The sequence below is a fragment of the Leptospira alstonii serovar Sichuan str. 79601 genome (assembly GCF_000347175.1).
Lineage (GTDB): Bacteria > Spirochaetota > Leptospiria > Leptospirales > Leptospiraceae > Leptospira > Leptospira alstonii.
Map to the genome: position 1 here is coordinate 197,852 of NZ_ANIK01000003.1, position 24,479 is coordinate 222,330.

21 protein-coding genes and 3 tRNA genes are annotated in these 24,479 nt (G+C 41.0%); 10 read left to right on the forward strand and 14 right to left on the reverse strand.

Annotated features, from left to right (window positions below):
• Positions 1–7 precede the first annotated feature (7 nt).
• On the forward strand, positions 8–430 hold the full coding sequence (locus tag LEP1GSC194_RS01235) for an LIC_13387 family protein (protein WP_020771758.1): 423 nt from the start codon (positions 8–10) through the stop codon (positions 428–430).
• A 256-nt stretch (positions 431–686) separates the two neighbouring features.
• Here LEP1GSC194_RS01235 and LEP1GSC194_RS01240 read toward each other — a convergent pair whose 3' ends face one another.
• Together LEP1GSC194_RS01240 and LEP1GSC194_RS01245 are read right to left on the reverse strand one after the other, a co-directional pair.
• Entirely contained in the window at positions 687–2,519 is a 1,833-nt protein-coding gene (locus LEP1GSC194_RS01240; RefSeq protein WP_020771885.1) for a MutS family DNA mismatch repair protein, read from the reverse strand.
• Positions 2,516–2,752, reverse strand: a complete 237-nt coding sequence (locus LEP1GSC194_RS01245) for a hypothetical protein (RefSeq protein WP_003004379.1) — start codon at positions 2,750–2,752, stop codon at positions 2,516–2,518. The genes LEP1GSC194_RS01240 and LEP1GSC194_RS01245 overlap by 4 nt, the downstream gene beginning before the upstream one ends.
• A gap of 175 nt (positions 2,753–2,927) precedes the next feature.
• Between LEP1GSC194_RS01245 and LEP1GSC194_RS01250 the strand changes: the two genes are divergently transcribed.
• Positions 2,928–3,134, forward strand: coding sequence for a hypothetical protein (locus tag LEP1GSC194_RS01250; RefSeq protein ID WP_020771832.1), 207 nt, complete (start codon positions 2,928–2,930; stop codon positions 3,132–3,134).
• 84 nt (positions 3,135–3,218) lie between these two features.
• Here the strand turns inward: LEP1GSC194_RS01250 and LEP1GSC194_RS01255 are convergent, their stop codons facing one another.
• Positions 3,219–4,841 (reverse strand): caspase family protein, encoded by a 1,623-nt coding sequence (locus tag LEP1GSC194_RS01255; protein ID WP_020771873.1) that lies wholly within the window; start codon positions 4,839–4,841, stop codon positions 3,219–3,221.
• 477 nt (positions 4,842–5,318) lie between these two features.
• On the opposite strand from LEP1GSC194_RS01255, the gene LEP1GSC194_RS01260 reads away from it, so the two are divergent.
• Positions 5,319–5,801, forward strand: coding sequence for a hypothetical protein (locus tag LEP1GSC194_RS01260; RefSeq protein WP_020771878.1), 483 nt, complete (start codon positions 5,319–5,321; stop codon positions 5,799–5,801).
• Positions 5,802–6,123: 322 nt separating this feature from the next.
• On the opposite strand, the gene ilvC is transcribed toward LEP1GSC194_RS01260, so the two are convergent.
• The 6 genes from ilvC to LEP1GSC194_RS01290 form a co-directional block, all read right to left on the reverse strand.
• Positions 6,124–7,125, reverse strand: a complete 1,002-nt coding sequence (gene ilvC, locus LEP1GSC194_RS01265) for a ketol-acid reductoisomerase (RefSeq protein WP_036040539.1) — start codon at positions 7,123–7,125, stop codon at positions 6,124–6,126.
• Positions 7,126–7,815: 690 nt separating this feature from the next.
• A tRNA-Arg gene (locus tag LEP1GSC194_RS01270) sits at positions 7,816–7,892 on the reverse strand.
• A gap of 5 nt (positions 7,893–7,897) precedes the next feature.
• Positions 7,898–8,308, reverse strand: coding sequence for a hypothetical protein (locus tag LEP1GSC194_RS01275; RefSeq protein ID WP_020771981.1), 411 nt, complete (start codon positions 8,306–8,308; stop codon positions 7,898–7,900).
• Positions 8,262–8,708 carry a hypothetical protein gene (locus tag LEP1GSC194_RS01280; protein ID WP_020771800.1) on the reverse strand — a complete coding sequence of 149 codons (447 nt, stop codon included), beginning with the start codon at positions 8,706–8,708 and terminating at the stop codon, positions 8,262–8,264. Before LEP1GSC194_RS01280 ends, LEP1GSC194_RS01275 begins: the two co-directional genes overlap by 47 nt.
• 44 nt (positions 8,709–8,752) lie before the next feature.
• Positions 8,753–8,839 (reverse strand) — tRNA-Ser (locus tag LEP1GSC194_RS01285).
• Positions 8,840–8,844: 5 nt separating this feature from the next.
• Positions 8,845–8,928 (reverse strand) — tRNA-Ser (locus LEP1GSC194_RS01290).
• A 101-nt stretch (positions 8,929–9,029) separates the two neighbouring features.
• Between LEP1GSC194_RS01290 and LEP1GSC194_RS01295 the strand changes: the two genes are divergently transcribed.
• The 6 genes from LEP1GSC194_RS01295 to LEP1GSC194_RS01320 all read left to right on the forward strand — a co-directional run bounded on the left by LEP1GSC194_RS01295 (position 9,030) and on the right by LEP1GSC194_RS01320 (position 16,351).
• Complete coding sequence (locus LEP1GSC194_RS01295; protein WP_020771853.1) at positions 9,030–10,280, forward strand: class I SAM-dependent RNA methyltransferase; 1,251 nt, start codon at positions 9,030–9,032, stop codon at positions 10,278–10,280.
• A gap of 480 nt (positions 10,281–10,760) precedes the next feature.
• Positions 10,761–12,035 (forward strand): hypothetical protein, encoded by a 1,275-nt coding sequence (locus tag LEP1GSC194_RS01300; protein ID WP_020771949.1) that lies wholly within the window; start codon positions 10,761–10,763, stop codon positions 12,033–12,035.
• A gap of 92 nt (positions 12,036–12,127) precedes the next feature.
• Positions 12,128–12,820: a hypothetical protein gene (locus LEP1GSC194_RS01305; RefSeq protein ID WP_036040609.1), complete on the forward strand. Its 693-nt coding sequence runs from the start codon at positions 12,128–12,130 to the stop codon at positions 12,818–12,820.
• A 110-nt stretch (positions 12,821–12,930) separates the two neighbouring features.
• On the forward strand, positions 12,931–14,415 hold the full coding sequence (locus tag LEP1GSC194_RS01310) for a HEAT repeat domain-containing protein (protein WP_020771813.1): 1,485 nt from the start codon (positions 12,931–12,933) through the stop codon (positions 14,413–14,415).
• A gap of 8 nt (positions 14,416–14,423) precedes the next feature.
• On the forward strand, positions 14,424–15,467 hold the full coding sequence (locus LEP1GSC194_RS01315; RefSeq protein WP_020771879.1) for an LIC_10091 family lipoprotein: 1,044 nt from the start codon (positions 14,424–14,426) through the stop codon (positions 15,465–15,467).
• Positions 15,464–16,351 (forward strand): N-acyl homoserine lactonase family protein, encoded by an 888-nt coding sequence (locus LEP1GSC194_RS01320; protein WP_020771939.1) that lies wholly within the window; start codon positions 15,464–15,466, stop codon positions 16,349–16,351. The genes LEP1GSC194_RS01315 and LEP1GSC194_RS01320 overlap by 4 nt, the downstream gene beginning before the upstream one ends.
• Positions 16,352–16,602: 251 nt before the next feature.
• On the opposite strand, the gene LEP1GSC194_RS01325 is transcribed toward LEP1GSC194_RS01320, so the two are convergent.
• The 5 genes from LEP1GSC194_RS01325 to pabB all read right to left on the reverse strand — a co-directional run bounded on the left by LEP1GSC194_RS01325 (position 16,603) and on the right by pabB (position 22,267).
• The gene (locus tag LEP1GSC194_RS01325; protein ID WP_020771865.1) at positions 16,603–18,654 is read right to left on the reverse strand and encodes an AMP-dependent synthetase/ligase; all 2,052 of its coding nucleotides are present in this window, start codon (positions 18,652–18,654) and stop codon (positions 16,603–16,605) included.
• Positions 18,655–18,824: 170 nt separating this feature from the next.
• Complete coding sequence (locus LEP1GSC194_RS01330; protein ID WP_020771895.1) at positions 18,825–19,109, reverse strand: hypothetical protein; 285 nt, start codon at positions 19,107–19,109, stop codon at positions 18,825–18,827.
• A gap of 75 nt (positions 19,110–19,184) precedes the next feature.
• Entirely contained in the window at positions 19,185–19,844 is a 660-nt protein-coding gene (gene aat / locus LEP1GSC194_RS01335) for a leucyl/phenylalanyl-tRNA--protein transferase (protein WP_017809397.1), read from the reverse strand.
• Positions 19,845–19,877: 33 nt separating this feature from the next.
• On the reverse strand, positions 19,878–20,444 hold the full coding sequence (gene thpR, locus LEP1GSC194_RS01340) for an RNA 2',3'-cyclic phosphodiesterase (RefSeq protein WP_020771734.1): 567 nt from the start codon (positions 20,442–20,444) through the stop codon (positions 19,878–19,880).
• A 35-nt stretch (positions 20,445–20,479) separates the two neighbouring features.
• Positions 20,480–22,267, reverse strand: a complete 1,788-nt coding sequence (pabB, locus tag LEP1GSC194_RS01345) for an aminodeoxychorismate synthase component I (RefSeq protein WP_020771821.1) — start codon at positions 22,265–22,267, stop codon at positions 20,480–20,482.
• 31 nt (positions 22,268–22,298) lie between these two features.
• Here pabB and LEP1GSC194_RS01350 point away from each other — a divergent pair, with 31 nt between their 5' ends.
• Positions 22,299–24,473, forward strand: a complete 2,175-nt coding sequence (locus LEP1GSC194_RS01350; RefSeq protein WP_020771989.1) for an MASE1 domain-containing protein — start codon at positions 22,299–22,301, stop codon at positions 24,471–24,473.
• Positions 24,474–24,479 lie beyond the last annotated feature (6 nt).

Consider the following 24,479-nt stretch of genomic DNA (forward strand, 5'->3'; position numbering starts at 1 on the left):
AAATTTTATGAAACCAAAATTATTCATTCGCGTCGCATCGGTTTTGATGCTCGTTTTTGCAATCGGACATTCGATCGGTCATTTCACTCGATACAACACGACGGATCCCCAAGCCTTAAAAGCGATTTCTACGATGCAACAAAGCAGGATTCCGATGGACGGAGTTACGAGCACTTACGATCAATTTTATACGGGAATGAGTTTGAATTTGAGTATCGTATTGATTTCTTTGACGATACTTCTTTGGTTATTATCCAATCTTTCCGAATCGAATCCGAACGCAGCGTTGAAACTTTTGATTCCGGTTTTCTTTTGTATAACCTGTTTCGGGGTTACGGGCTTTCTTTATTTTTTTCCCGTGCCTACTTTGGTCGCTTCCTTAGGCGCACTTTCCCTTTTAGTGAGTATCTTTCTATTAAATAAGAGTTAGATTAAAAAGGGGGAAGTTTCCCCCTCGCTGCAGACGCGTTATGTGCCTTTTGTAATGATCGTTTTGCGGACGTACTTAAAACCTATCCGACGCGCGTCTTTCGCTACCCCCTCTCCGGGTTGTTTCACCGCGTTCTCCCCGGACCCAGCGCTTTTAAAATATAAGAATTTTAACACGTATTCATTTTTTTGAATTTATCTTTTCCATCTTCAGGAACTAAATCCGCTCATGCCCTGCTTTTAAGGCGGAACTCGCGTTAAGTGAAATCCAAATCCAACCCTTCTTGGACTAAAATTCGTAACGCGTTGCTGGTTTGAACCAATCCTTCTCGGATTTTATAATCAAAATACATGGTACCGTTTAAAATTTCTTCTTGGAAATGTTTTAAGACAACGCCCCCGACTTTAGCGAGTTCCAAATCATGACTTGTGACTAAACAAATAACGCGATTTTTTTTGAGCTCTTTTAAAATTCCTTTGCAAGCAAGAGAACGCTCTCTCGTGTTCGTGCCTTTTAAAATCTCATCAAACAAAACGAGATGAGGCAAATCCTGATTTTTAATTTTTTTGACGATCTCGGAAAGTCTTCTTACTTCCGCGTAAAAAAAGGAAATTCCTTCCTCTAAATTATCTTCGTTTCTCATACTCGTATGAATTTGCAAAATCGGTAGGGAAAATCGGGACGCAGGCGCCGGACCGCCCGCTAAGGCAAGAATCGAAGCGACTCCGATCGTACGCAGATATGTGGTTTTACCGGACATGTTCGAACCCGTGATGAGAACGATATTCCCTTCTTGAACTGGATCCAACGGGTTGGAAACTCCGAACTCCGAAGGAATAAGGGGATGAAAAAGATCTTTCCCGGAAATTCCTTCCTTGGAATTTTCGGAAATGATTTCCGGAAAACAATAATCGGCGAACATCCATTTCAAATTCGCAAAAGGAAAAAGAAAATCGAATACGGTTAAATCATCGATGGATTTTTCCAAAAGTACGGAGTGTTTCTCTTTCCATTTGGAAATCTTCTGCAGGATCCAAAGATCGTAAAGAAAGAGATTATTTAAAATCAGATGTAATAGGGGAGCTTCGGTCAAAGCGACACGTTTTAAAATACGATCCAGATCTTCGTACGCGGATTTTAATTCTTCCTTGGAAGTATCCTGTAAAAGGAATCGGCCGTTTTTGTCCCGGACGTTCAGTCCTTTTAAGTATATTAGAATTTTCTGAAGTCCTCCGATACTTCCCGAAAGAGAATAATATTGACGAAAAATTTCCAAAGAACGGGAACGATACAATCCGAATAGAATTAAGTTTAAAAACAAAACGGATGCCGGAAAAGGAACGCCCAAAAACACGTTCGCCGGAATAAAAGCAAGGACCAGGATTGTAACGGGTCTGTAAATTTTTTTCAACCAGGGATATCGGTCCCAGAGTTCTGAAGTGTCGTCGCTCTGAATCAATTTCATTTCCGTCTTTTTAGGATTCAAGGGAAAATCCTGATTTTCATGCAGATAAGAAGCGAGTCTGAGTATTTTAGGAATTGCTAATGTTTTTTCGGAAATCGATCGAACGATTGACTGACGGAGTAAAACATTCTCTCTTTTAAAATCGGCGGAAAAGTCCTCAGGGTCCAAAACGGAAATCAACTTCCGTTCCGCATTTGCGGTAAACGTAGTATCCAACCAAGGAAACAGACCCGTTTCCTTAAATAGATCCAAATCCCTGGCTAAGGGAGAAATTTTTTCCAATCGAATCTGAGTTCCGAATTTTTTACCGAAACCTTTGATTGCGATTCTCGCTGATTCCCTTTCTAAAACGAAAATCCAAAGTCGAATTCTTTCCCGAGTTGAAAGGGTTTTTTTATATCTTCCGATAAAAAAGAAAAAAACAAAAAGAAGAACTAAAGAAGGAAGATAATAAACGATCGAAGAACGTAAATAATAGAAGACTGAAATCCAAAGAACAAATGCGGAAAAGAAAATGAGTCGAAATAAGGAAAGTCTGGAAAGAAGGACGGAAACTCGATCGTAAAATCGTTTTAATTTTTCGACTCTACGCTTGAGTCGATCGATCCGGTTGGAAGGTGTCATCCGGTAAGGGAACTTATGTTTTCGTAATGTTCGTTTTCTCGTTTATAAATCTCAAAGTCCAACAAACGAACCAATGATCCGAGGTCGGGCATAACCCAGCGCGAAACCAATTTACCGCGCTCCTTACCTTTGATTTTATCCACGTATACGTATCCGAACAAATCCGTTCCGTACTCGTACGCGACGAATCTTCCCGTTCTTTTACCCGTATTGTTGATCAGCCGGATCTGCATTTTTTTGCAATTTTATCGTTTTAGGAAAATTCGTACAAGAAAAAAAACCTCAAGGATTTTCCAATTTCTTCGATAGATAGTTCTGGGGGTCAATTGCTTTCTCAAGGAAGAGAATCGAAAGGCTCCCAATAGATAAATTTCGAACCAAACCAGAAAGTCGCACGGAGGCGCAAAAATGTTTTACCCAGAGATGGACCCGGACTTAAAAAGTTCCTTTCTTTCAATTAACAAAACCGTCGCAAACCTCGTAAACAACACGATTCTTCCGCAATCCGGCCTAAAAGCGGGAAATCTTCTCAACGCAGATCAAATGAAAAAATTAAAGGAAATCCGCAAACGCAGATTTAGATCTGGCGAATGGAAGAATTTTTTGAAAGACTAAGGTTTCATTTTGTGCGTTTTAAAGCCTAACAACAAAAAAGCCCGCTGTTAGAGCGGGCTTTCGTTTAGAATCGAAATACGATTTTTAGTATTTCGTTTTGGTGGATGGCATCTTGACGTTTAGAATGACATCCACTTTGGTAACGTCTCCTTCTCTTACGTTGATCATTGAATTGTTGAGATTCAAATCCTCCGCAAAAGAAGCTTTGATTTCATAATCGCCCGGCTTGAGATTCGTGAACCAGAAATTTCCGTCGTTGTCCGTATTCAATTTCTGAATTCCGGTAACGCTGGAAATTGTAGGCATAAAAATCGGCTGATTCATCACCGGATTGTCCAGGGTTTTGTAAAAAACTTTTCCTTGAATCGCCCCGAAACCGCTCATAGAAACGTTAATCGGAAGTTCATTCTTCTTATTCGGAAGAACCGCAAACGTTTCCTGAATTTCTGGATAATCATCCGCCTTGATCGTAATCTTATGCACTCCCGCAGGAACTTTGTTCAGGGTGATCGTATAAATATTACCCGGAATCAACTGTCCCTGTCTTTTCGTCGCGCCCCAAAAGTTAGAAGAGATCGCAGTCACGTTCGAGGTAAATTCCTGATCGTCGATATAAACCTTAACGTTTCGGTTCCCTTTTCTTTTCTTTTTCGCAAAGATTAAAATATCGGGAGGAAGATCCGAAAGTCCGTACGCGCGATCTTGAATGATCGTAGTCTTTAACACCAAATCCCCTCTTTCATTCGTCGGAACCACGGGCGGTTCTTCCGGAGTTACAACGGGCTGAGAAGGATCTGGTTTTACCGGATCGGGTTCGGGTTCAACGGATGGAGCCGGAGGTTTTGGGGGATCGATCGGTTTTGGCGGCTCGGGAGTTTTTTTACCGGAAAGGAAAATACCCGAAGCGTTTCCTGAAATCTGAGGAACCTGTTCGTGTTGAAACTTCTTGGCCATCTGAACGGTTTCTTCTCTCGATTTGAAGAAGGCTTCCAACGCGGTAACAACGTTATCCTTATTTAAGTCCGCAGTACCAAGCGCGCGTCCGAAGTTGTAGGTAAAAATCCCGTGATTGATGCTTCCGCCGACTTCGATCGCGGTTTGATTATCATCGGCGGAAGAAATGATCGTTTTATCTTGAAAGAAAAAATCTTCCGCGTCTTGTTTTACGGTTCCGTTACTTCCTTCCGGAATCGGAACATCGGCGGATCCTCGGGTTGATTTTCCTTTTTTAGCGATTCCTCCGGAGAAGCAGCAGTCAAAGATAAAAACCGTTTTTGGAGATTTTACTTTCTCTAAATACTTATTCAGTTCGTCGTCCGGAAGGTGCGGTCTATCATAACAAATGATCAGGTTCCTCATTCCGTTTTTCGCGGACGCGTCTCTTTGAAAAGCGCCGTGGCCTGAGAAATAAAGTAGAACGGTATCGTTATCACCCGCTCTTTTTGCTAATGCCTTTATCTCTTTTTCTATATTATCTTTTGTGACTTCTTTTCCGAGAACGATCTTTACTTCGTCGAAGTTTCCGACCTTCCGAATTTCGTCGTTCAGATAAGTTGCGTCCGCTTCGCAAAGATTGAGTTCCGGAATTCCGGCTTTATTGCCGGTATAATTGGAACCGAAAATAAGTCCGTATCTCTTTTGCGCAAATACGTCCGTTGCGAAAAACAAAAACAAACAGACGCTGAATGCCGATAACTTGGATTTCAAATCTGGCCTCCTAGAATGATTTAGAATGGAATCAGGGTAATAAAAGAAATCCTTTTGTCATTATTTTTTTGTAGATGGTTTTCAGGGATCGTTGCTCTTTTTCGACGTAACCTAGATGTATTTTTGCCGATCCCGTATCATAATAATTCGCGGAATCCAAAATTCATCGAGCGCCTTCGGGAAACGAGACGCTGAGTTTCTTGGAATGATCCACAAAGCACCTACATTGCGACACATACGGAGTTGAGTTTAGGAAAGTTCTGTGCTAAGTTCAGAGAGTGAGATGCTGATTTCTTCAAGTACCCCGTCGAGTTTCTCAAAATGGAGGAACTCCTACAAATTTTCTTTCATGATTTGAAATAAGCTTTTATAAAAAAGGTTGAGCTGAGCTTACTCAATGTAAGACTTTCCGAAGGGCAACACAAAGACTAAAAACCGTTTCGGTTTTTTGCAAGAATAAAGGTGAAACTGCTTTTTATGTTCAAAATTTATTATCTTGTTTCCAAGAATGATCCATTGGATTTTTGGAATTTAGAAATCAAAGGAAATTCATTCACTATATTTACCTATGACAAAACTGATTTAGATTTTGAAATTGAGGAGTCTCAAACTTTTGAAACGGATGACCTATGCTTTCAAGAAGCCGAGAAACTAATTCGTGAAAAACTAGATAATGGATACGAAGCGGTGAGCCCTGAAACGTTACAAAGGATTGATCAACTTGAAGATAAGCTTGGCGATTTGGCGATGGAATATAGAGCTAGTGATTTGGGATCTGAAGAAGAGATCATTTCAGATTATCATAAAGTTCTAAATATTTTATTTCAAAAAAATTTGATTCATTTTTGGCCTCAGCGTCCGGATTCTGATAGCCTTCTTCCCGATGAACATATGCCCAAGTTCTATCGCGATCATTGGGATAGACGAATTCAAAAATGGAAAATGAAAAATTGGAAATGAGTCGCAGCAGCTTACAAAATTAATTGTATCTGCGTGTGCAAAAACTTAGAACTTGTCGCAAATTACGATTTTACGAACAAATTCTAAAATTGTATAAATTCATACTTCTAAAAACTTGTTCTTATTTTCTTACGCCGAACTCACTTTGTTTTACAATTACCAATAAAAAATGTAACGTTTGTCAGTAACAAAGTTTTTTAAATATAAGAACTTTTTTATCTTTTACTGAAACGCCAATCGTCGAATTGGAGAAAAAATAAAAAACCCGGAGATTTTACTCGCCGGGTTTTCATTAAAAGAGAAGCTAAACGGAAATTATCTGTTATTTAGATAACCATTTCATCATGCTTCTTAATTTTTTACCCACCGATTCGATCGGATGAGCGGCATTCTTATCTCTCATATTCTTAAAGTTCGGATAACCCGCTTTTGTTTCGGCCATCCAGTTGGTCGCAAACTTCGCACCTTTATCTTTTTGAATATCGTTCAGAACTTCCTTCATCCTTTGTTTTACACCCGCGTCGATTATGCGAGGTCCGCTTACGTAATCGCCGTATTCCGCGGTGTCGGAAATGGAGAATCTCATTCTTGCCAATCCGCCTTCGTAGATGAGATCGGTGATGAGTTTCACTTCGTGAAGACATTCGAAATATGCGATTTCAGGATCGTAACCCGCTTCCGTTAAGGTTTCGAAACCGGCCATGATCAGATTGGAAAGGCCTCCGCAAAGAACGACTTGTTCTCCGAAAAGGTCCGTTTCCGTTTCTTCGCGAAAAGAAGTCTCCAGAATTCCGGCGCGACCGCCGCCGACTCCAGCCGCGTGTGCGAGCGCTCTTTTTTTAGCCTCGCCGGTTGAATCCTGATAAATTGCGATCAAACAAGGAACTCCACCGCCTTCCGTATAAACTCTACGAACGAGATGGCCGGGACCTTTGGGCGCGACCATATAAACGTCCACTTCTTTAGGCGGTTGAATGAAGTCGTAGTGAATATTAAATCCGTGTGAAAAAACGAGGGCGTCCCCTTTTTTAAGATTCGGTTCGATATCTTTTTTATAAAGATCCGCTTGAATCGTGTCCGGCGCAAGAATTTGGATGATGTCCGCTTTTTGAGAAGCTTCAGCGACGCTGTAAACTTCGAAACCTGCGTTCTTGGCGTCTTGAACCGATTTGGATCCTTCTTTTAAACCGATGATGACTTTGAGTCCCGAATCCTTCATATTTTGAGCCTGAGCATGCCCCTGGCTTCCGTAGCCGATCACTGCGATGGTTTTACCTTTGAGCGAGTTTAAATCACAATCGGCGTCGTAATAGATATTTGCCATTTTTCCTTTCCTCGAGTGTTCCTTTTTACAAAACATTTGAAAAAGGATAGAATGACAACTGAAATAACCCTCACGTATTGAAGGGTCTTTTATTTTCCAAATGACAAGGTCAACAATCTGCGACTCATCCGGATTCCATTTTTGAATTTGTCGATCTTTTGCCTGAAGGATTTACACTTCTAGTGTTAGCTTACGAATCAAAACCGATCTCCCATTCTTAGCAAACTTATAAGTCCGGTTATCGTATTCATAACGGGAACTCCCTAGTGCGACTCACCCAGGTTCCCTATATTAAATATTTGCAATAGAGTTTTTGAAAAATTTCATAGTTCTTAACGTGAGTTGGGTATGACAAATGCGAAAGCGATTGAAGCATTATGTTTTTACCCGTAGGGAGAAACATTGAGTTCAAGCGCGGTCCGCTCTGTTAAGGTCGGATTCGCCCAACTTTCTTACGTCGAACTCACGTTTCTTATTAACAAAACCGTTTGAATTTTTCGTTTTACTGATCTCTATAAAATGAGTACCGCTAATTTTTATCGCAAAACATTGTTTCAATGCAAAATATTAGGTAATTTATTATATAGCTATGAGTAATGAAAAGAAATCAATTGAAAATGAATTCTTCAACAACTGGACTACGGGTTTGTCCCCGATCGTTTTATGAGAGTTTAAAATTTTGAAGGAAATTGGCGCGCCCAGAAGGAGTCGAACCTCCGACCTTCTGATCCGTAGTCAGACGCTCTATCCAGCTGAGCTATGGGCGCGTGGGTTAATGGATATAAGATTCCAAAAGAGAAAGATGTTTCTCAGGAATCTTAAGTGCAATCTTTTTTGTGCTTGTGTAATTGTATAGCAGTAATCCGGAAATTCCAAGATAAATCAAAATCCCGGTAAGATGGACGATATGACCGAGCCAAGGGCCCGCAATCGGAACCCAAGAAATCAAAACACTCACCGAAAGAAATCCGAGAAAATAAAGAAAGTTCACGAAGGAAATTCCGGAATATTTTCGAACCGTCCGATTCTCCCAATAAAAAGTAAAGCCGATCAACCAGGTTCCGAAAAAAGGTAGAGAGACAAAGTAGACTAGAAATCTTTCCGATCTGAAAAATCGATTGGCGATTTCGGGAAAGTTACGGAGAACCGGTTCGTATTTTTTTAAATATTTTTTGAAGTTCATTTTCCATCTCCGGGAAATAAGGCAGAGTAAATTCTTTTTCTTGATACGCGTTCCAAGCTCCCAACGCGCTGTAACCTAAAAATACGATCCAAGAAACATAGCTGATAAAGTCCGTAACGATCGGATTAACTCGAATCAAAGATAAGATCCAGCTAATAACGGGAAATTCTCTTAGAAACCAAATCACGGAAGCAATAACGATAAATCCTACATTGAGTTTTAACGCCTGAAGAATGTGAAAAGAGGCGAATTTTTGAGTCTTGCGAAAAATCCAAAGGAACGCCCATCCGAAAAAAGGAACGTAAGAAACGGCTGCGATTAAACCAGGAAGCTCGTCGCTTTTTAAAATTCTCAATGTTTCCTGAATAAATTCACGAGTTTTGAAACGCTCAGAGGACATAGAGGGGATGATTCCGATTGCTCAAGTAAAATGAAAACAAAATTCGGAGACGCAGGGATTCGAACCCTGGGTACAGTTACCCGTACGACAGTTTAGCAAACTGCTCCTTTCGGCCACTCAGGCACGTCTCCATGAGCGGAGAAGGTAGGATTCGAACCCACGGTGGGATTACCACGACGGTTTTCAAGACCGCTGCTTTAGACCACTCAGCCACTTCTCCTGACGAAATTACTTTACCGCGAGAAAACCCCCCTATGTCAAGGTGAATTGTTCTTTGCGCTCGTGTATCTTGGTATTTCCTGGAAGAGGCTGTCGAAAGTGATGAGAACCGAGGGACATAAAAATCATTCTCAAAAACAAATTCATAAAAATCTTTCGGATAAAATTTTACTCGAGCCTCGTTCTTGGGTGAATTTAGGTTATTCGATCGCAAATTCCGAAGAAGACACTTTCTTTTTGAAGAATGCGATCCCCGGCGAATCGGTTCATGTGATTCCCCGTAAACAATCCGGTTCTTTGTTTTGGGGAGTTGTCTCCGAAATTGAAGAAGTTTCACCGGAACGGATTTCGTCCGATTGTAGTGCGTTTCCCCGTTGCGGAGGTTGTTCTTATCGTCACGTTTCTTATCAAAAGGAATTGGAGATCAAAAAATTTCTTCTTCAAGAAACGCTGGAACGTTCTTTATCCAAAAATCATATTCAAATTCCTGAAATCGAAATTCTCAGCGGCGAGCCGAACGGATACAGAAACACGGCACAGATTCAATTGGGATTTGCAGGGAACAAAAGACTCGCGGGTTTTTATGAAGAGTTCTCGCATTCGATCGTAAATTTTCCCGAAGACGGATGCAAAAATCTTCCGGAAGAAATGAACTCGGCTTTCGTTGAATTTCTAAAAAAAGAAAAAGCGGGATCCGCGCCCGTTTCCAAATCGAAAACTCTTTCCTTTCGATTGGAAGGAACAAAGGTCGTTCCCTATAAAAAGGAATCGGTAACGTTTCGAGAGAAAATTAAAATTCCGCAATCTAAGGAAATCGTTTGGGAAATCCCTGCAGGCGGGTTCTCGCAAGTAAATCGATATCTCCTTGTTCCTTGGCTCGAAAAAATTTTCGAACTGGTTCCGGAAAATCAAAATGGAATATTAGAATTATATTGTGGATCTGGATTGATCGCGATCGCTCTTGGATCCAAGGCCAAGAATTGGATCGGTTACGAGCTTTCTTCGGATTCCGTCAAACAAGCCCGGGAGAATGTCCGACAAAACGGAATTTTTTCCTGCGATTTCAAAACTTTGAATTTAGAAACGGATTGGATCGATTCAAAGGATGCGTTGCGTTCTTCTTTTTGGATTATGAATCCGCCGAGGGCGGGTTTGTCCAAAAAGATTTTGCAAACCCTAACTGAAAAAAATCCGAACGGATTTTTATATTCGAGCTGTAATCATACCACTCTTGCGAGAGATTTATCTCTGATTTTGAATGGGAATTATAAACTTTTGAACGTAACGTTAGTCGATTTTTTTCCACGAACGAAACATTTCGAAGTCGTCGTAAAGGTTGAAAGAATAGTTTAGGAATCGATTGTAAGCTTGAATCCGTCTTTTAGGCACGGAATTTCCAACACAGATTTGTGCGCTATATAATAGAAACATTATATATTAGAGTTGTTGAAAAATTAATTCCCCATTTACCTCTGTTTCATTGAAATGTACGATTGAGGCAGTTTTGTTAATCGTGACTATCGAATTTTTCAATAACTCTATTCTTTAGTAAATCATATTACTTGAGTATGGGTTTTCGTATTTATACTGAATTCATATTTTCAAATATTCCATATCAATCATGTGATATAAATCTTCATCTATTACTCTTGTATCAAATTTTACGTTAGGCTGTAAAAAAAATTCTCGTTACGGACGTATTTTGCAAATCCTATTGACGAACTCCTTTTTAGCGCTCAGCTTCATTATAATAACGAGGGTTCTAGGATAACGAGATCGAGTTCTTTCTTGAATGAATCGTTTTCCAAGCTCTTGATAAAATGGAGAATAGTGATGGTGAAAAAAGTGAAGTGGATTGTGGTTTTTACGTTGTGGTTCGTATTTGAAGTCGGCGCCTTAGCCGCTCAATCTCAGCGCGAGCTTTTTGCAAAACCCGGAGTGATCGGTGATTCTTTGAGCCAAGGTTTCTTCGGCGCTACAGTGGAGAAAAAAACTCAGGATTGGGCATATCCCGTTTTGGTCAGCAAACAAGCCGGATCTTCGGTTTCGTATAACGTTCTTTATGGACCTTATCTCAACTTCGAAGATATATTGAAAGGAAACTGCGGTATTTTTTGTATAGTGAAGTCTCTCATTGGAGGAAACGTTTCCACTGTGGACCTTCCTACAAATGTGGGAATTTCGGGAGCTCAATATAGTTCCGTTTTAAAAACCTCAGGGAAATGCGACGACATTACGGCAACTAAATGGGGTAAAGAATGGTATTGGGCGGCATGGTATTGGTATACGTATCGCTGGGTGCGGGTTAACGATTGTAAAACTCCCGATAAGTTCCATCGATTCGGTCTTCGAAATTCCGGTACACAACTTGAGATTATGGAAAAAGTCAAACCTACTTTTCTTTTCGGAACTGCGGCGGGGAACTATGTTCTTTGCAGCGCACTTTTGACTTCTACTGATTGTTTGAACGAGGCTCGTTTTAAGCATGATATTCGTAAGGTGATGAAACGTTTGGCCGCGATCGGAAGCATAAAAGGCGGAGTCCTATTTACGACTCCGGACTTAACCGCGATTTCATACTTAGAGCACTACAAAGATCCTCAAGGAAAAAAGAATCACACGGGGCTGAAAGCATTCTATCGTAATTCCGTATCCCATCCGGGCCAGGTATTAGATGCGCATGAAGTTGCAAATATTACTAAATTCTCAACTATGTTGAACAACGAAGTTAAGGCTCAAGGTGCGGCGATGGGATTTGCCGTTGCGGATCTGAAAGTCGTTTTTGACGACTTAAAAGAGAACGGACGTCTCATTAAAAGTCATTCCGGTTGGAGTCCGGGTTATGCGCGTGCCAACTGGCCTTTACCGGGTCAGCCGGGAATTTTTAGTCTGGACGGGGTTCACCCTAATATGCTCGGGCATGCGATTTTAGCGAACGAGTTGATTAAAGCCATTAACGATCGGTACTGTTTGAACATACATCAAGTCAGCGAATACACCGCTTGGTACTACGACAGCTTAAATAGAAATCCGATCGACTTAAAAAAATTCCTGACTGAAACTTTTTTCGGACGATTCATCTCTTGGATAATCGGAGTTTTTGTCTAAGAAATTCTTTTTCAACCTAAAGAAAAAAGGAAATAAAATAGAAACGTCGCCTTTGTTGGAGGCGTCGTTCTTTTGTTTTGGAGATCGATTTTGTGGAATTCAAAAAGAAACTTTTTTTGGCAACCTTTACACTTGCGATATTTTTAATATTCTTCCTGATTTTTTGGCTCGAAGATTCGAAAAAAAGGCCTCTTTCAACCGCGGAGAAAGAGGGAAAAGATTTTGTTTTAAAAACGAAATATTATTCCGAAATGGATCCTTATTTTCCGGACGCACCTCATCCTTTTAACGAAGATCCGGATTTGGAAGGTCAGGCGAAAAAACTTTGGCCCGAAGCGTTTCGTCCTAAAAAAACTCCCGAAGAAAAAGAACAGATTCGGAAGGAATGGGCGGACTTCATAGCGAGGCATCCGAAAAACTTATACATTCCTTCGGAGTTCAGACCCGTCCCGACGGAAGCGGAGAAAAAAGAAGCGAGAGAAAGATTGGATACGGTCACAGATTTGGAAACCAAGGACGCAATCGCGCGTTCTTTGGGAAAATACGAGGAGCCCGGAAGCGAACCCAAAGCTCCTTCCGAATCGAGTGTGGATCCGAAAGAACAACTCGTTTACGTCGATTATAAGATAGAAGAGCTGGAATCTAGAATTCAATTAATTGAATATACCATTCAACAAGAGAAGCTGGATTTGGAACAGATGGATACGGCCAATCAGGATCTCATCCTTTGGAAAAAAGAGCTTTCGGATTTAAAACAAGTTCGAAAACAGATTCCGGATTCTTGATATTTTCCATTTTTATAAAATCGTTTACGAGAAGTATAGGGAAGTTTATGCGATTATTCTTATTTTGTACGTTGATTTTATGGAGTTGCGAAGGGCCTTCAAAACCGGATATGTTACCGGTCCCGGAGGAGAAAACGGAAATTCCATTGGAACAAATCCGGGAAGAATTGAATTCCTCAGATCCTCGAATTAGAGCTCAGGCAATTTTAGAACTTTCTAATAGAGATGATAAACCTTCTTTGGATAAGATTCGGAATTTACTTAAAACGGATACGAATCCTGCGGCGAGGGGAACGGCCGCGATTGTACTCGGAACTTGGAAGGACCGGGTTTCCATTCCGGAAATCATAAACCTATTGTCGAACGGGTCCGGAGTTACTCCCGATATCGTATTGGAAGCTCTCGCGAGAATGGAAGATTCTTCTTCGGCTAAAGCGGTTCTTCCTTTTTTGCAATCTCGGGATTCTACTTTAAGGTTGATCGCGGTTGATACCTTGGTTCGTATCGGGGCTAATTTTTACGGTAAAGAGATTTTGAGTTTAGCCGACAAAAATCAAGATCCGGAACTCGCAAAAACGTATGCGATGGCTTTAGGAAAACTTAAAGTTCGTTCCGCCGAATCGTATTTGATAAGGCTTGCAAAAACGACGGAACCGTCTCCTACGTTAGCCGCCACTTATTTGGCGCTCGGAAGAATTTCCGGTAAAAACGCGATTCCGATTTTAGTCCAAGGACTTGCGGGAGATTTCGACAAAGGGAGCGAAAATTCCGCGATCGCCCTAATTGAAATTAAAAGTCCGGCTGCGATTTCATCCACGATCCCTATCTTGAAACATAAAAATCGAGAAATTCGTTATCGCGCCGTAAACGTTCTTTCGGAAATTCCTTCTCCGGAAACCGGACCCAAGGTTTTGAAAATTCTTGAGGCAAACGATCCGAATGCGATTGCGCCTGCTGCCATGGTCTTAGGGAGAATTCGTTTTAATCGGGCGCGTGCGGTAATCGAAAAGAGATTCGTAAATTCTAAATTACCCGATAGAGAAATTATCGGTAAATCCCTCGGTTATCTCGGAGATAAAAAGAGTATTCCGGTTTTATTGAATGTTCTTAGAGAATCCGAAGGCGAGGGCCGGTACGGAGCGGTTTGGTCTTTGGGAATTTTACAAGCGACCGAAGCATTGGATGATCTGATTGCGGCTTCAAAATCCGCCGATCCGAAACTGTCTTTCTTGGCCGTTGAATCACTCGGGCTTTTGCGTTCTCCCGACGCGCTTTCCACTCTGGCGGAGATTGCGGAAAACAATCCGGATTCGGCTTCCGTTGTCGTTTCCGCGATCGCGTCGATTCCGGGTGAAAAATCACGTAAGATTTTGGAGAATTTTGCGCAAAATAAAAACGTTTCCTTACAACAGGTTGCGATCTCCGAGTTGGGAAAGAGAAAAGATCAAAACAGCGTTCCCGTTCTGATCGGAATTTTAGAGAAAAACTCGGCCGTAAGTTCTAAACTTTTAATTGCTTCGCTCTCATCAATTACAGGAAAGAACTTTTACTCTCGGAACGAATGGTTGAACTGGTATAAACTCAACTCGAAGTAATCAGGTTTATGTTTCACTTTAAAACGATGCCGTTTATTTTAGCGGTATTTATTGTACTCGGTTCGTCTTGTAAAACCCCTCCTCCGAAAAATCCGTGGATCGTTTCTCCTCTTGAGGAAAATGAAAAACTATTTTTAGCTCCTTTGAAAACCGACGAATTCGATTCCAAGGATTTGGGAGGCAGACATTATCCCGCATCGAACGAACTCCGGATCGATCTTTTCAGACCTTATATCGAAAATTTGGAAGGCGGTTATCTCGGGGCCGGAACCGATCAGAACTTTACTTTCATCGCTTGGGCAAAGAGTAAATACGCATGGTTGATGGATTTCGATTATACGATTTGTTTGATCAATCGGATTCATCTTTTATTCTTTAAACTTGCTCCCGATCCGGAATCGTACCGAGAACTTTGGTCCCGAAAAAATAAACAATCCTCCTTTGAACTTCTAAAAAAGGAATGGGCAAACGATCCGGAATGGTCCTTGATTCGAGAGGCCTGGGAGGTTGCGCATCGAGGTAAATCGGATATTCCTCAAAGATGGAACGAACTGGATCGAACTTCTCAGAGATTCGGTCTTAAGACTTTCATTCATTCCAAGGAAGAATACGATTACGTTCGTAATATGGTTCTTCAAGGAAGAATTCAGATTTTAAAAGGGGATATCAACGCCGAAAAAAGCATGAGGTCCGTCGGAGAAAGAGCCGCAAGGTTGAACGTTCCGATCCGAGTCGTATACCTTTCCAACATCGAGGATTATTTTTCCTACACTCCCGGTTTTCGAGACAACTTACTGAGTCTGCCTACGGATGAAAAAGGAATCGTTTTGAGAACGATGCAGAACGGAACCAAGGAGGAATACGGATCTCCGGACGGAGAAAAAATTCCGGTGGATTATCCTTTGCATTATAACGTTCAATCTCTGGAGAACTTACAGGATTGGATTTTGTTACCGGGACATCTTCATAAAGGAATTTTAATGCAATTTAGAACTCCTCTTCAAAAAGGATTTTCTATGATCAAAAGTCGACCCGTAGAAGCTTTGAAATGAAAACCACTTGGTTCGTATTGTTTGTGGTTCTCGGTTTTCTCTTGAACTGCACTTCGAATCAACAAAGCGGCAATGATGCCGTTTTCAAAAATCAAAATGTAAATTCTCCAGTGGCGGATGTTGCAAAAAATTGTAAGTCAAACTTCGGGCTTTACGCGTTCACCTACGGAAGAAGTTTATACCCGGATCGTTTTTTAAACGTCGAAGAAAATAAGGGAAGTCGTGAGATCGTCTATCTCTTCTATCTGATTCGAATTTCCGGAAGAAACATTCTCCTGGATACGGGTTTCTTAAACGAACTTTACAAAAAAAAATTCGATTTTTTAAGCTTTGAAAGACCCGATCATCTTTTGAAAAAATGCGGAATCGATCCGAAAGAAATCACGGACGTCGTACTCACTCACTTTCATTTCGATCATGCGGGAGGAATTTTTCTTTTTCCTTCCGCGACCTTACACGTTCAAAATCACGATTTGGATCTTTTAAAAAAACAGTCTTATTTTCCAAATCAATCTTCTTACTTGAGCGCTTTGAATCAAACGAATCGACTTCATTCTTTCGACGGACCTTATTCCCTTTTACCCGGTTTGCAAATCTTATTTACGGGCGGTCACACTCCGGGTTCCCAAGCTTTGGAGTGGATTGTTTCTTCAGGGAAACAGTTTTTATTCACGGGTGACGAGTGTTACTTTATCGAAGAATGTAAAAATGGAATCGGTCTTCCCAAAGAAGCCGCGTTTTCTTTAAAACGAAATCGCGATTTTATGGAATACGTCCGGATCTTAAGCGATAAAGGAACGAAAATTTTCACGTTTCATGATCCTTCCGTTTTGCGGGAAGGGGAAGAAATCGTTCCGGGAGTTTTTCTTCTCGATTCCTTCTAAAAAAAATGAAGGCGTTTGTTTGTGCTTCGATTTTAAGATTGTTGTAAAACTCAACTTTCTCTCTCTACAAAAAGAATCGAAGTAGTTCCCCCTCAAACGTATCGTTTGAATTATCTCATTTCGATTTGAATTTGATTACCGGTCGTTTTGGAAATTTGTTTCAATCGGTTCTATTCGTAAGACGAAGAAATCAAAAAGCCCGAAGTATAAGACCCGGGCTTTTCCTTTTACGACAAAAACGAATTTTAAATTCAGTTTTTATCGTAGAGTTTTTTAATTTCTTTATTGTATTTTTCGGTGATCACATGTCGTTTCATCTTGAGAAGGTTGGTCAACTCATCGCCCACCTCGAAAGGTTTTTTGGCGAGAATGATATGTTGAACCTGTTCGAAAGATTTGAAACCCGTTTTTGTGCTGTTATAATTACGAACTTCCTTTTTGTAGAAGTCGATCACCTTAGGATCTTTGATCAATTCATCGACTTTGGAAGAATCGATTCCGTTTTCCTTACACCAGGCGGTTAACTGATCCCAATCGGGAACGATAATCGCTCCGAGAACCTTTTGATCCTGACCTATTACCATAGATTGTTTGATAAAAGGAGATTCGTCCATCTTGTTCTCGATCGGAATCGGTTCCACGTTTTCTCCACCTAACAGTACGATGGTGTCCTTCGCTCTTCCGGTTAACGTGAGAGTTTTTTTGAAGTTGATAAATCCGATATCTCCGGTATTCATCCAACCGTCCACGATGGTTTTTTTAGTGACTTCGGGGTTTTTGTAATAACCTTTCATCACTTGCGGACCTTTTACAAAAATGATTCCTTTTTGTCCCAATTTACCCGCGAGAACCTCGAACTTATCGTCGATATGAGTCAATACGTTGCCGTTTTCGTCTTTGATAACCAGTTCGGATTTAGGAACCAAAAAGCCCACGGAACCGATGATCGGTTTTAGAAAAGGTCTCACCGAAATCACGGGGCTGGTTTCGGTCATTCCGTAACCTTCCAAAACGAGCATTCCGATATCGTTGAAGAAATTATCCACGTGTGATTGTAACGCCCCTCCGCCTGATAAGGATCCTTTCAGTCTTCCGCCCGTAGCCGCGCGAATTTTAGAAAGAACGATCGCATCCAAAGTTTTAGCGTTGAAGATAAGTCCTAAACCGGCGATCGTAAAGAAAAGCCAGCCGGGAAGACGAATTCCGTAAGCGGGAAGAGTCAAATAAGCCAGAATCGCCATAGCGCTTATCGTAAAAGGTCCCGTTAACAAAAGAACAATCAGAGATTTGGTTCCGATCGCAAAAGACTTAAGTATATTTCTATTCTCGTAGTCCACTTCCAATCCGTTCAAAAATCTTTTGGAGGCGTTGTAATGTTTGGAGAAGAAATATGCGAGTTTGAACAAACCTCTGCGGATCGGGGGAGTTTGTTTAGGATCGTTTACTTTGTTGTAAATTCCGGTGTAAACGCTTTCCCAAACGCGAGGCGCCGAACCCATAAAGGAAGGTTTAGCTTTGGTTAAATCGTTTTTGAGATCGGATACTTTGGTATAATACGTTTGAATGCCGCGCGAAATGGCTCCGTATTCGTTCACTCTTTCGAATATATGCCAAATCGGTAATATAGAAAGCATACTGTCCGTAGATTTTATGTCCGTCAAAAGCATGGGCACCACATGAACCATTTGATGGATCATGTTGGAGTGCATGAGCATTACGCCTTTCGGCATTCCGGTCGTTCCCGAAGTATAGATGAGGGTAAAAAGATCGTCGGGTTTGATCTCTTCGATTCTTTTTTCCGCCTTTTTACTTCCTTTCGCTCTAAGGGCTTTTCCTTCCTCGATCAGATCGTAAATTTTATGAATGTGTTTTCCTTTTGCAGCGGATGCCTTATCCATAATAACGATCGTTTCCACTTTAGGAAGTTTTGATTTAACCTTATTGTATTTTTCCAACATCTTATCGTTTTCGATAAAAACGATTTTTGCTTCCGAGTGATGAAGGATGTATTCCAATTCGGATTCGGTGACGTCTACTCCTCTAGGCACGTTAGCCGCGCCGGAAAGCTGAACCGCATAATCAGCAATCATCCACTCAAGTCTGTTATCCGCCAATACTCCGATGTGTTCCCTTGCTTTTAATCCTAGGTGAATGAGGGCTTCCGCAAGTGCGATTCCCATGTCATATAATTGTTTATAAGAAGTAGGGTGAAATTCCTTATCTTCTCCCTTACTCCAAAATACGGGGCGATCTCCATATTTCTCGGTGGATTGTATGAACATATCCGCGAGGTTTTTATACATTTTCAATTCCTCTTGTGTGGGTTTTTACCGAAATGATTTCGGTAGATTAAAGGCTGAATTAAGCTAAGAGAAAAATGGAGAGAGTCAATCAAATTTTAGAGAACGGTTCGGGAGAGTGCGGCGCAAAAAGAGAATCCGTCTATCTTTAAAAAGATAGACGGAGGAAGATATTATTGCTCTTCGCCGGCAGGAGCAGAAGACTCGGAAGAAGGAGCCGCTTCTTCTTTTTTACTTTCCGCTTTTTCTTTTTTGGATTTTTTCGATTTCTTGGACTTTTTAGCTTTCTTGGATTTCTTAGCTTTTTTTCCTTTTTTCTCGGACTTAGTTTCTTTCGGACTTTCAGTCTGTTCACTCGGAGCTTCCGTAGCAGGTTCTTCTGCGACGAGTCCTGAGAATCCGGTCAAAGCCATAGCGGCGATCAAAAGTTGAACAAGAATTTTCTTAAAAAGGGTCATTGGTAAATTTCCTATTGAATAGAGTGATTGATTGGAGAAGTCCAACACCCTAAGCAAAAATGTAAATACGTTTTTTTAAAGAACGGAACGAGAAGGGTTCCATTTTTTGTCGGAAGCGAGGGCCGATTCCAATCGTTTGAGATATTCTTTTTTTGGAATTTGATAAGCCCCGAGACCCAGAGTAACGATGTTGAGTTGTTGCGTATCGAACAGAGTGAACCGATCCTTTTTAAGAGCTTCAAATAAATAAAAGAGTCCGATTTTTCCGAAATCGGGAACGAAGGAGAACATAGACTCGCCCGCAAAAAAGTTTCCGATTGCGACTCCGTAAACCCCGCCGCCCAATTTTCCATCTTCATCCCAAACTTCTAGGGAATGGGCGTAACCGAGTTTATGAAATTCGGCGTAACCTTTGATAAAAAGATCCGTGATCCAGGTTTCTTCTCCCGGACGATAGGCGCAACAGCGCATAACTTGTTCGAAGGCCCGGTTGAAGGTGATCGTATAACGTTTTTGATTGATTTTTCTTTTCAATCGTTTTGAAACGTGAAGTTTATTGAGATCGAAAATTCCTCTCGGATCCAAGCAGTACCAAAGAATCGGTTGATCCGACCAAGGAAAGATTCCGTTTTTATAAGCGTATAAAAGTCGCTCGGGAGAAAGATCGCCGCCGACGGCGACGATTTCACGATCCCAAACGTGCGGGTTTCGGAAAAAATCGGAAAAATCTTTCAATGTGTGTTTCCCATTCTACAACTTTACGTATCTTTACGATTGGACTCTCTCATGATTCTTGTAAGACGGTAAAAGTGAAAAAGATTCTTCGATGGAATAGAACGGCCCGTCGGAAAAGGTTTTGGAAGAATAGATATGAAATTCGGAAACTCTAAAGTTCGAAGAAGTAAAATCGGAAAACTCTTCCAAATACGTCGATACTCTTGTCCCGTTCGAATTTTTAAAACGACCGATCGTAAGATGAGGATGATAATCTTGTCGATCCGGAGAAAGACCGAGCCGGCGAGTACCCGAATCTAAAGTTTTCCGAAGTTGTAAAAGTTCGGGGGAAGGATTGAGAGCCGCAAAAAGAATCGAAGGAGATTTTTGTTTCCCGAAAGTCCCCACCGACTTTAGGCTCAAATCGAATTCCGGAAAAGAAATCCGCGAACAGAAATCGGATAAAACATCGATCCGGTCGGCGGATTGTTCGCCTAAGAAAACTAAAGTAACGTGAAAATTTTCTTTCGGGACCCATCGTACGTCGGGGAGGCCGAAACAAATCGAAGTTAGTTGTTCTTTCACTTCTTCCGGAATGGAAATCCCGAGGAAAGTTCTCATGCTTAAAAGTTTAGGATCCCATTTGATTTTCGCAACTAGATTCCGGCGTTATTTTTTGCGAAATCACGGACTTCTTTCACTTTCAAGATTCCTCGGAGAGAGTTGCAGAGAAATATAGATTCCGATCGTCGCAAATCATCCAAGGAAAGAATTTTCTCATAAAACCCTTTTCGTTTTAAAAGACGGCCTCGAAAAATACCCGGAAGAACTCCCAAAGAAATCGGAGGTGTAAAATAAGAATTTCCGATTTTTACGAATATGTTGCAGATACTTCCTTCGGTGATTTCTTTTTTTTCATTTAAGAATAAAACGTCGAGGTAACCCGCGTCCCTGGCGAGTTTTCCTTCCCGATCGTATGTTTCCCTCAGGTCCGTTTTGTGTTTTCTAAACTCGGAAGAGGAATCGATTTCAATTTTGCCGATCCGTAGAATTCCTTCTTTCTGAAATTTCGAAAGTTCGTGCGATTCAAAACTGAATTTCCCGAAAGAATTCAAGCTGATTTTGATACGATAGGGGATAGGATCGGAACAGTTTAAGGCGATTTGTTTTAGGGTGGAATTCCATTCTTTTTCCGAAAATGGAAACCGGAAAACCTCGGCGGATTTTTTGATTCTTTCCAAATGCCCTTTCAGAAAGTAGAATATTCTGTTTTTATAAAGTATGGTTTCAAAAAGGGAAAACCTCTGCGGCGCTTCCGAGAAAAATTTCGCCTTTTCAAAAATTTCGAGCCATTCTTGTTCGGGATCGGAATCCCAGGTGATTCCAGAACCGATTCCTATATTCCCTTTTCCTTTTTTTAATTCCAGAGTTCGGATTCCGATCGAAAAAACCGCGTTTTGATTCGGTTGAATGACTCCGATCGCGCCCGTGTAAATTCCTCTCGGTTTTTCCAATTGTCGGATCAACTGCATCGCTCTGAGTTTCGGCGCGCCTGTGATGGACCCGCCGGGAAAAAGTTCTTTGAAAATATCCTTCCATTCGATCGAGTCGGAAAGTTCCGATCGGATCGTACTCGTCATTTGAAAAATCGTTTTGTATTTTTCCACGGAAAACAAGGCTTGAACTTCAACGCTTCCTTCTTTGCTGATTTTTCCGAGGTCGTTTCGCATTAGATCCGTAATCATCAGATTTTCCGCTTTTTCCTTTTCAGAATTCATAAGAATTCGAGCGTTTTTTTCGTCTTCTTTTTCGGACTTTCCTCTTTTGTATGTTCCTTTCATCGGTTTAGTGATTAGAGTTGTTCCCTTTTTTTCGAAAAAAAGTTCCGGTGAAAAAGAAAGTACGTCCAAGCCCGGAAGTCGGATCCAACAGCCGTAGGAGACGGGTTGTCTTTCCGAAAGTATTTTATAAAACGATAATATATCTCCTTCGAAATCGAAGGAGATTTTATCCGTATAATTGATTTGATAAATTTCTCCCTGATAAAGTTTGGTTCGAACGGTATCCAAATTTTGAAAGTAGGTTTTACGATTCGGCGTGGAAGAAATATAAAAGCCGTAATTTTGCGAAGGTTCCGTTTGAATTTCCGAAAGTTTTTCAGGGTTTTGAAAAACCCCAAAATATAAAAGCGGTGAAACCGTTTCGGTTTCTTTCCAATTCATATCGGAAAAAAAATAACCTACTTCGTAAGAAATAAAACCCGCCACGTAATATCCTTGTTTTAGGTAATCGTTTATTTCGTTGAGTGAAACTAACAACGTATCGAAATGATAAACCTCGATCGTTTTAACGGGATTACGGAAGATAATTTTTCCGAAAGGATGGAATCCTTCGTCAAAAATCATAAAAGGCTGGTCAGAGAATAGGAACTCTTCGATTCTCATTTTAAAACGAATTTAATTTGGATTAATCATTTTGTCTCTTCGTTTCAAAGAAATAATAAGGATCTCGGGAATCATTTTCATTTCCGGGTCCGTCTATTACGTCCTCGCGCAAATCGGAAAAAATACCGCGATCTATCCGGGTTACACATCCTCGATTTGGCCTGCTTCGGGAGCGGCTCTCGGTTTCACTTTACTTTTCGGGAATTATGCGATCTTAGGAGTTTTTTTCGCTTCTTTTCTTTCCAACTCCGGAACGGATTTATTGTCAGGTGTGTGGATCGACACCGGAAAAAATTTATATCTTAGTTTTTTGATCGGTTTTTTTTCCGCGTTTCAAAGTTACATGGGGAAGGTAGTGATTTCCCGTAAGATTCCCGGATACAAAATTTCGGATCGTACTCAGTTCGTATTTCTTTTTATTTTTCTCGAAGCGATTGTATGTATGATCGGTTCGACCGGTTCCGTAGCTTCTATGTACTTTTTAGGAAAGATGGAACTTTCCTCAATTCGTCATAGCTGGATGACTTGGTGGATCGGAGACGCACTCGGAGTTTATATCGGAGCGCCGTTTATTCTTTTCTGGTTTCGAGGGGATTATACGATGCCACGATGGAAAGAATTTTTAGAATCCACGGTGCTTCTTTTTTTGATCGTATTCTTTTCTCTTACTTCTTTTGATTTGGTCACACCGATTATCTCTTTCGGTTATCCCTTAGGTTATATTTTAATTCCATTGATTCTTTGGTCCGCGTTTCGATTGGGAGAAAGAGCCAGCAGTTTGGCGGTTGTACTTTCTTCCAATATCGCAATTTTGGGAACAATCTCCGGATCTCCGCAGTTTCACGCCGAATCCATAAACACTTCCAACATCCTCCTGCAATTTTTTATCGCAGCGTTGTCGATCACGAGTTTGCTCGTTGTGAGTATGGTAAACGAAAGAAAGGAAGCGGAGAATCAACTCAGAATTTCCCATCAAAGTTTAGAAGGGAAGGTTGAAAAAAGAACTCACGAACTTCTTCATTCCAATGAAATCCTTCGTGAAGAAATTCAGGAGAAAAACGAAGCGAGAGCCGCTCTTGAAAAAAGTCAGACTCGATATATGGGATTGTTCGAACATCTTCCCGTTGCGATCATCGAAGCGGATTACTCCGAACTCAAACGGGTTTTGGATACCTTACCTACGGATCTTCAAGGAGACGCGTTCACGGATTACGTGGAAGCGCATCCCGATTTCGTTCGACTTTGTTTCGATTCGATTCAAGTGATCGGGGTCAATCAAGAAACCGTAAACTTGTTGAGAGTCGAGTCCGCGGATGCGGTTTACAAAAATTGGAAACGTTTTTTCAGTCAGGATAACTTCAAGGTTTTCAGAATCGTTTTAAGAAAGATTCGTGAAAAATCTTATTTTTACGAAGTTGAAGTCGGGTTTAGGATTCAGGATAACACAAGGCTCGACATCAAAATTCGTTGGTCCGTTCCTCCGGGGTTCGAATCATCCCTTTCGAGTGTGATCGTAACCCTTCTTGATTTTACGGACATTAAGTCCGCCGAAAGAAAATTACAGCTTTCTCTGGATGAAAAGGAGGTTATGTTGAAGGAAATTCACCATAGAGTGAAAAATAATCTTCAAGTGATTTCTTCGTTATTGTCCATGCAGTCCGATTACGTTCAAGACAAACAAAGCCTTTCCGTTTTTATAGAAAGTCAAAATCGACTCAGAACGATGTCCATGATTCACGAGGAACTCTATCAATCGGAGAATTTGGGGAAGATTCAATATTCCGTATATATCGAAAAACTTTTAAACCAACTCTTTCAAGTTTACGGAAAATCGGAATCCGTCGAGTTGATAACCCTATTGGAATCCTTGGATATCACCGTCAACCGTGCGATTCCGATCGGACTGATCATCAACGAACTGGTTTCAAATTCCCTAAAATACGCTTTTCCGGAAGGGAAATCGGCTAAGAAAAAACCTGAGTTACGGGTTTCATTTTCCAAATCGGATGAAAATTTGGAAATGCGGATCGAGGACAACGGAGTAGGTATGCCTTTCGGTTTTGACTTGGAAGATTCCAACACCCTAGGATTAAAACTTGTGAATATACTCGTAAGACAACTGGGCGGTAAAATCGATTTTTCTTCCGATTCCATAAAAGGAACTCAGTTTAAAATTCATATCCCTCTTTCGGTCGACCTGATCTGAAGAATT

Excerpts from the sequence above, each read along its gene's own strand:
- ilvC (WP_036040539.1), bottom strand. The coding sequence starts at position 7,125 with ATGGCAAATATCTATTACGACGCCGATTGTGATTTAAACTCGCTCAAA.
- LEP1GSC194_RS01250 (WP_020771832.1), top strand. The coding sequence starts at position 2,928 with ATGTTTTACCCAGAGATGGACCCGGACTTAAAAAGTTCCTTTCTTTCA.
- thpR (WP_020771734.1), bottom strand. The coding sequence starts at position 20,444 with ATGAGAACTTTCCTCGGGATTTCCATTCCGGAAGAAGTGAAAGAACAA.
- LEP1GSC194_RS01235 (WP_020771758.1), top strand. The coding sequence starts at position 8 with ATGAAACCAAAATTATTCATTCGCGTCGCATCGGTTTTGATGCTCGTT.
- LEP1GSC194_RS01330 (WP_020771895.1), bottom strand. The coding sequence starts at position 19,109 with ATGACCCTTTTTAAGAAAATTCTTGTTCAACTTTTGATCGCCGCTATG.
- LEP1GSC194_RS01310 (WP_020771813.1), top strand. The coding sequence starts at position 12,931 with ATGTTACCGGTCCCGGAGGAGAAAACGGAAATTCCATTGGAACAAATC.
- LEP1GSC194_RS01325 (WP_020771865.1), bottom strand. The coding sequence starts at position 18,654 with ATGTATAAAAACCTCGCGGATATGTTCATACAATCCACCGAGAAATAT.
- LEP1GSC194_RS01295 (WP_020771853.1), top strand. The coding sequence starts at position 9,030 with ATGAGAACCGAGGGACATAAAAATCATTCTCAAAAACAAATTCATAAA.
- LEP1GSC194_RS01300 (WP_020771949.1), top strand. The coding sequence starts at position 10,761 with ATGGTGAAAAAAGTGAAGTGGATTGTGGTTTTTACGTTGTGGTTCGTA.
- LEP1GSC194_RS01275 (WP_020771981.1), bottom strand. The coding sequence starts at position 8,308 with ATGAACTTCAAAAAATATTTAAAAAAATACGAACCGGTTCTCCGTAAC.
- LEP1GSC194_RS01240 (WP_020771885.1), bottom strand. The coding sequence starts at position 2,519 with ATGACACCTTCCAACCGGATCGATCGACTCAAGCGTAGAGTCGAAAAA.
- LEP1GSC194_RS01245 (WP_003004379.1), bottom strand. The coding sequence starts at position 2,752 with ATGCAGATCCGGCTGATCAACAATACGGGTAAAAGAACGGGAAGATTC.
- pabB (WP_020771821.1), bottom strand. The coding sequence starts at position 22,267 with ATGAGAATCGAAGAGTTCCTATTCTCTGACCAGCCTTTTATGATTTTT.
- LEP1GSC194_RS01315 (WP_020771879.1), top strand. The coding sequence starts at position 14,424 with ATGTTTCACTTTAAAACGATGCCGTTTATTTTAGCGGTATTTATTGTA.
- LEP1GSC194_RS01320 (WP_020771939.1), top strand. The coding sequence starts at position 15,464 with ATGAAAACCACTTGGTTCGTATTGTTTGTGGTTCTCGGTTTTCTCTTG.
- LEP1GSC194_RS01260 (WP_020771878.1), top strand. The coding sequence starts at position 5,319 with ATGTTCAAAATTTATTATCTTGTTTCCAAGAATGATCCATTGGATTTT.
- LEP1GSC194_RS01280 (WP_020771800.1), bottom strand. The coding sequence starts at position 8,708 with ATGTCCTCTGAGCGTTTCAAAACTCGTGAATTTATTCAGGAAACATTG.